The organism is Myxococcus vastator (genome assembly GCF_010894475.1).
GTDB lineage: Bacteria > Myxococcota > Myxococcia > Myxococcales > Myxococcaceae > Myxococcus > Myxococcus vastator.
Genome location: NZ_JAAIYB010000438.1, coordinates 1 through 6,923, shown reverse-complemented (window position 1 = coordinate 6,923; position 6,923 = coordinate 1). Strand labels below are relative to the sequence as shown.

The following is a 6,923-nucleotide window of genomic DNA, read 5'->3' as shown; positions in this document are numbered from 1 at the left end:
ACTCGCCCGCCACGCCCACCGGCACGGGGCGCAGGGCCGCGTCCAGCACGTACGTGTCGACGTGCGCCATGGGCACGCCGATGCCCGGCGCCAGGTCGCCAGGAGGGCTCCACTCCCAGGTCGCGCAGACCGTCACCTCCGTGGGCCCGTACCCGTTGATGAAGGTGCGGCCCGGCCCGAAGCGAGTCACCAGCTCGCGCGGGCACACGTCGCCGCCAACGATGAGCACCGCCAGGTCCGGCAGGGGCGCATCGGGCAGCAACGCGACCACGGATGGAGGCAGCAGCGCGGAGGTGATGCGCTCATCGCGCAGCACCCGGTACAGCGCGTCTCCCGCGAGCACCTCCCCCGCTGGCGCCACGTGCAGCGCGGCCCCCGTGGTGAGCGCCATCAAGTAGTCCCACACGGACATGTCGAAGGCGGGCGACGCGTGCTGGAGCACCCGGGTGCCGGGGCCGGGCCGCAGCGCCAGGGAGGACCGGGCCAGGTGCGCCATTGACTGGTGGGTGACGACCACGCCCTTGGGACGCCCGGTGCTCCCGGAGGTGTAGATGACATACGCGGCGGCCTCGCGCGGCCACGCGGCGCCCGTCTCCGCGGCGGAGGCCCTGGGCGTCGCGTCCAGCACCTCCTGCGTGCCGTGCGACTCCCAGGTCAGGACCTCGACGCCTTCGGGGACCGCCAGACGCCGGGCCAGACTCGCGTGGGACAGCAGCACCCGGGCGCCACTGTCCCGCAGCATCCACTCCAGGCGCTCCGCGGGAGACGTGGGGTCGAGCGGCACCACCACGCCCCCCGCCGCGAGCACGGCGAGGAAGGCCACGACGGACTCGGGCCCGCCTCGTGACAGCAGCACGCCGACCCGCGCCTCCCGCGCCACGCCGTGTCGCCGCAGCCGCGCCGCCAACCGCCCCGCCCAGGCGTCCAGCGCCGCGTAGGACCAACGGGCCGGACCCGCGACCAGCGCGACCGCGTCCGGCGTCTCCGCGGCCCACGCACCGAACCGCGCGAGCAGCCCAGGCGGCTCCACGCGCCCGGACGCGGCCTGGGCTTCCCCAGGAACGCGGGCCGCCCCACGCCCCTGGGACAGCACGCGGTCGCGCTCGGCGACGTCCAGCAGGGGCAGGTCCCCCACGTGCGCGTGCGGCGCCAACGAGGCGGCGGCGAACAGCGCACCCAGGTGGCGCGCCATCCGCGCCGCGGCGTCCGCATCGAAGAGGTCCGAGCAGTACTCCAGGCTGGCCGCGAAGCCCCCCTCCACCTCGGCCATCATCAGCGAGAGGTCGAAGGCGGAGGCGAGGTGCCGCAGGGGAACGGCCTCGACGTCCAGCTCGCCCACCCGCGCTCGAGCGCCCTCCACGCCCAGCGCCAGACCGCCCAGCGCCTCGCGTCCTGGACGGCCGGACTGCAAGGCGAACATCGCCTGGAAGACGGGCGCGCGCGAGGCGTCTCGCCGCGGCTGCAGCTGCTCGACGAGCCGCGCGAAGGGCAGCGCCTGATGGTCCAGTGCGTCCAGGACCGTGGCGCGGACGTGGGCCAGCAGCGCGGTGAAGGACTGTGTCCGCGGCACGCGCGCGCGCAGCGCCACCGGGTTGACGAAGTACCCCATCTGCCGTGACAGGTCCGCGCGAGGCCGGCCCGCGGTGGGCGTTCCCACGACGAGGTCCTCCTGGCCGGTGTAGCGGCTCAGGAACGCGAGATAGCCCGCCAGCAGCGCCATGAAGGGCGTCGCGCCCTGGTCGCGCGCCAGCGCCTTGAGCCGCGCGGCCGTCTCCGGCGGCACGGTGAAGGTGACGGTGGCGCCACGGAAGGACTGGAGCCGCAGACGCGGGCGCGACGTAGGCAGCTCCAACACCGGCAGCTCGCCGCCCAGCCGCTCGCGCCACCAGGCCACCATCGCGGCTCCTCTCGCGCCCTCCAGGCTGGCTTCCAGCGCCTGAAGGACGGGCGACGCGGACGGAGGCGGTGGCGGCAACGACGCGGCCGTCCCCTGGACCTCCGCCGCGTACAGCGCCCCCAGCTCTCCGGCGAGCACCTCCAGCGACCAGAAGTCGGTGACGAGGTGGTGCATGACGAGCAGCAACACGTCCCCACGCGGCGCTCCGGTGAACAGGTGCACACGCAGCAGGGGGCCGCGTTCGAGGTCGAACGCGCGGTGCGACTCCGCGTCGAGCCGCTCACGCAGCGCGGACTCCGTCCACGCGGCCGCGGCTTCGCGCACCAGCGCGGGGACGGACGCGCTCTCCCGACGCGCCGGCGCCCCCTGCTCCTCCGGGAACGCGGAGCGCAACGCGGGGTGACGGGACACCAGCGCCGAGAAGGCGCGGTCCAGCGCGGCGGCGTCAACGGGCGTGAGGAACCGCACCGCCCGAGCCACGTGGTAGGCGGTGCTCCCAGGCGCCATGCGCTGGAGGAACCAGAGCGCGCGCTGCCCCACCGGCACGAACGACTCCGCGGACGCGGGCGAGGCCGTGAGGACCGGGGACGCGTCGGCCGCGGCCCGCGATACCCACTCCGCCACTTCACGCAAGCTCGGGCCTTGGAGCAGGAAGGCCACCGGCGGACTGACCCCCCAGCCGGCCTCCACCGCATGCACCACCTCGAGCGCCCGGAGCGAATCGAGCCCATGCCCAGAGAGCGGCGCGTCGACATCCACGGCGCGCGCGTCCGCGCCCAGCAGCGCCGCCACCTCGCGGCTCAGCGCGGGGAGCACCTCGGCGGCTGAGCGCCCCGGCGCGACGGAGGCGGGCACGGCCTCACCGCGCGAGGCGCCCATTCGCGAGGGCGCGTCACGCCCGGTGGGCAACGCCTCCCGCCAGGCGAGGACGACGTCCAGCGTCCCCGCCAGGAAGGCCTCGCGCGTGGCGCGCCGTTGCACCTTGCCGCTGGAGGTCTTGGGGAGGGAGCCCGCGGAGATGAGCACCACCGCGGACGCGGCCAGGCCATGTTCCTCGGACACGGCCGCGCGGATGCGCGTGACGACCTCGGCCACCGCGCCGTCGGCCGCCACCTTCGCGGCCACCTCCTGGACGAGCACCAACCGCTCCTCACCCGCCTCTTCCACGAGGAACGCGGCGCCACAGCCGGGACGCACGCCGGGGTGACAGCGCTCCGCGGACTGCTCCAGGTCCTGCGGATAGTGGTTGCGCCCCCGAAGCACCAGCACGTCCTTCGCGCGGCCCGTGACGAAGACCTCGCCGTCTTCGATGACGCCCAGGTCCCCCGTGCGCAGGTACGGACCTTCGCCCGAGTCCGCGAGCCGCCCGTGAAACGTGCGCTCCGTCTCCTCCTGCCGCTGCCAGTATCCGTCCGCGACGCTGGGGCCCCGCACCCACAGCTCGCCCACGCGGCCCGGCGGACACGGACGGCGCGTCACCGGGTCCACCACCCGCACGTCCTGGTCGCCCAGCACCTGGCCACAGCCCACCAGCACGGCCTCCGCGGACCCGTCCTCGGGGGCTCGCGCTTCACCCCGGAGCAAGCCCTCCCGTGAGAAGCGCCGCACCACCGGGGCCGCCGCGCGCGCGCCGCCCGACACGATGAGCGTCCCCTCCGCCAGGCCGTAGCAGGGATAGAACGCCTCACGCCGGAAGCCCGCGGGCGCGAACGCCTCCGCGAAGCGCTCCAGCGTGTCCGCGCGCACCGGCTCCGCGCCGCAGAAGGCCGACTCCCAGCGGCTCAAGTCCAACGCGGCCCGCTGCGCGGGCGTGCTCTTCCGGACGCACAGGTCGAACGCGAAGTTGGGCGCTCCGCACACCGAGCCCCCGTAACGCGACACGGCCTCCAGCCAGCCCATGGGCCGCTGGAGGAACGACAGCGGTGGCAACAACACCATGGGTAAGTCGCGGTACAGCGGCTGGAGGAGCCCGCCAATCAACCCCATGTCGTGGTACGGCGGCAGCCAGAGGACGCCCACCGCGTTCGGGCTCGCGTCGAAGCCGCGGGCGATCAGCCACGAGTTGTGCAGCAGGTGGCGGTGCCGCAGCACCACGCCTCGCGGCGTCCCCGTCGAACCCGACGTGTACTGGAGGAACGCCACCGACTCGCCGCTCAGGGCCGGTGCGCGCCAGGCCGCTGCCTCCGCCAGGGCCACCGTGTCCGTGGCCAGCCAGCGGAGCGCGCGCAAATCCGGCGCGCCTTCCGTCAGCGGATCCACCATGTCCGCGATGCCGGACGTCGTCAGCGCCACCCGCGCGCCACAGTCCGCCACCAGGGACTGGAGCCTCGGCAAGGTGCGGCCGAGCCGCATCGGGTCCGGTGGATAGGCCGGTACGGCCACCACGCCCGCGTAGAGGCACCCCAGGAAGCCGAACGCGTACTCACGGCCCGGTGGATACAGCAGCAACGCGCGATCGCCGGGCGCCAGGTGCCGCTGGAGCAGCGCGGCCACGGCCCGTGCCCCCGCATCCAGCTCCGCGTACGTGAGGACGCTTTCGCCTTCATCCTCCAAAAACGTGTAAATCCAGTCCTCGGGCTGCGCCGCCGCCCGGGTCCGGCACACGTCCACCAGGGTGGCACCTTCCGGGCGAGCAGCCTCGGAGGCGTACTGGGAGCGAATCGGAAGGTGCATGTCGTCGGAGTCCCGTTGCCTGACTGGAAGACGCCAGCCGGAACACCAAGGCGCACACCCCTCCCCTGAAATACGAGGGGCACCCCACGGCGATCCGTTCAGCGCCCCCTCGGATTCGCACTTTATGTACCGGATTCCGAGAAGCCGGGAAAGCCCTAGCGCGCGCACCCCACTCTATCGCGCTATGACGGACGCATCCTGTGTTGGAGCAGCGAGGAAGCCACGAAATGAAATATACAAACCTCGGCCGCACGGGCCTGCGCGTGTCTCGACTCGGCCTGGGCTGCATGAGCTACGGCACGCCCAAGTGGCGCCCCTGGGTGCTGGACGAAGAGGCCTCGCAGCCGTTCTTCCGGCGGGCGGTGGAGCTGGGCATCAACTTCTTCGACACCGCGGACATGTATTCACTGGGCGCCAGTGAGGAAATCACCGGCCGGGCCCTGCGCCGTTACGCGCGCATGGACGAGGTGGTGCTGGCCACCAAGGTCTACTTCCCCATGGGGGACGGGCAGAACATGCGGGGCCTGTCGCGCAAGCACATCGTCCAGGGCTGCGAGGCCAGCCTGAAGCGGCTGGGCGTGGAGGCCATCGACCTCTACCAGATTCACCGGATGGACCCGAACACGCCGCTGGAGGAGACGCTGGCCGCCCTGGACCAGCTCGTGCGCCAGGGCAAGGTGCGCTACCTGGGCGCGTCCTCCGCGTATGCGTGGCAGTTCGCGCGGGCGCTGGGGGTCGCGGACCTGCGAGGCTGGACACGCTTCGTGTCCATGCAGGGCCACTACAACCTCGTCTACCGCGAAGAGGAGCGGGAGATGCTGCCCCTGTGCGAAGCCGAGGGCATTGGCGTCATCCCCTGGTCGCCGCTGGCGCGTGGCCTGCTCGCGGGCTCGCGCAAGTCGCTGAAGGACAGGGACGCCACGACGCGCGCGAAGTCGGACACGCTGTCCCCCATGCTCTATGACCAGGCCGGTGACTGGGACGTGGCGGAGGCGAACCGGAGCGTCGCGGAGAAGCGCGACGTGCCCCCCGCGCAGACGGCCCTGGCCTGGCTCCTCTCGCGCCCCGCGGTGACGGCGCCCATCATCGGCGCCACGAAGCTGGAGCACCTGGAAGATGCCGTGCGCGCGGTGGACCTCAAGCTGACCGCCGACGAGGTGAAGGCCCTGGAGGCCCCCTACCAGCCTCACGCCGTGCGCGGACTCTGAGCGCGCCGCAGCCACGCCGCCGCCGACCGGAGGTCCGCTTCGAAGTGGATGCGCGCCTCCGCCCGCGCCCGGCCCGCTGGGAGCCGGAGCACCGCTTCGGGGTCATACGTGGCCATCCAGCCCTCCGCCCACCGCGTGTCCAACAGCTGCCCCCGGCTCAGGTGCATGCGAAACGCCACCCCCAGGAAGGCCTGCGCCGCCACGGGCCCCAGCGCGATGATCATCCGCGGGCGGACCTCCGCCACCACGGCCTCCAGCCCATGACGGCAGGGGCGCCCTTCCCCCCGCGCCGCCGGAGGGAGCACGCCGCGCCGCGCGCGGCAGCCGTCCCCGCACGGCCGCACCACCTGACGACGGGAGCGCGTGAGCCCCGCGCGTCCCAACACGACCTCCAGGAGCGTGCCCGCGGCCCCCGCGAAAGGCGGCTCCGCGCCGTCCACGGGTGAAGCCCCCACCAGCAGCAGGGACGTGCGCTCCGCGTCCGCCCGAGGGCGCGAATGGGACGCCGCCAGCCCCACCCGGGCGCGTACCCACTCCGGCGGCGCCCCGCCTTCCTCGAAGGTCAGCCGCTCCCCGTCCCAATGCGCCCAGGTCCCTGGCGTGAACAGGCTCCAGGAGAAGGCCGGGAAGCGGCGCACGAGGAACGGCGCCACGTCCCGGACGATGAGGTGTTCGGGCCGGTACCACGCGACATGGTGTTCGCGCCCGTCCCGCCACACCCGGCGGAAGCGCACGGCCGCCATCAGGGCCTGCGAGTCCCGCCGCACCGCGTGCTCCAGCCACCGCAGCCGCCGCACGTCCGCGTCGTCGTGGCACTCCAGCAGCGCCGGCTCTCCATGGGTCAGCCGCCACAGCACGCGGTACAGCAGCCCCCAGCGCGCGGGCTCACGGTGGCACACCACCTTCTGCGCCAACCCCACGAAGTCCCGAGGCACCCCGGACGCGGCGCGCCCCCAGGCCTCCCAGCGCGCGGCCTCCAGCCACGTGCCCTGGCGTCTCCGCGTCTCCTCGAAGCGCACCCGCTCCGGAGGTTCGCCCCGCGCCAGCAGCCCCCGCGCCACCACCCGGAAGGACGCCAGGTCCGGCGCCACGAAGACGTGCGTCACCCCACCGCCCCGGTGTCCGGCCGCGGGCCGCTCCCCCCG

Annotated in this window: 3 protein-coding genes; 1 reads left to right on the top strand and 2 read right to left on the bottom strand. The window is 73.8% G+C overall.

Annotated features, from left to right (window positions below; all coding sequences use genetic code 11):
* Positions 1-4,570, bottom strand: a 4,570-nt coding sequence (locus G4D87_RS30685) for an AMP-binding protein (protein ID WP_163786251.1), incomplete at its 3' end; no start/stop codon positions are given.
* 227 nt (positions 4,571-4,797) lie between these two features.
* Between G4D87_RS30685 and G4D87_RS30680 the strand changes: the two genes are divergently transcribed.
* Complete coding sequence (locus G4D87_RS30680) at positions 4,798-5,778, top strand: aldo/keto reductase (protein WP_163786250.1); 981 nt, start codon at positions 4,798-4,800, stop codon at positions 5,776-5,778.
* On the opposite strand, the gene G4D87_RS30675 is transcribed toward G4D87_RS30680, so the two are convergent.
* Positions 5,757-6,923: DUF4130 domain-containing protein (locus G4D87_RS30675; RefSeq protein ID WP_240358736.1), on the bottom strand; the 1,167-nt coding region annotated here is incomplete at its 5' end. The two genes, G4D87_RS30680 and G4D87_RS30675, sit on opposite strands and share 22 nt — an antisense overlap.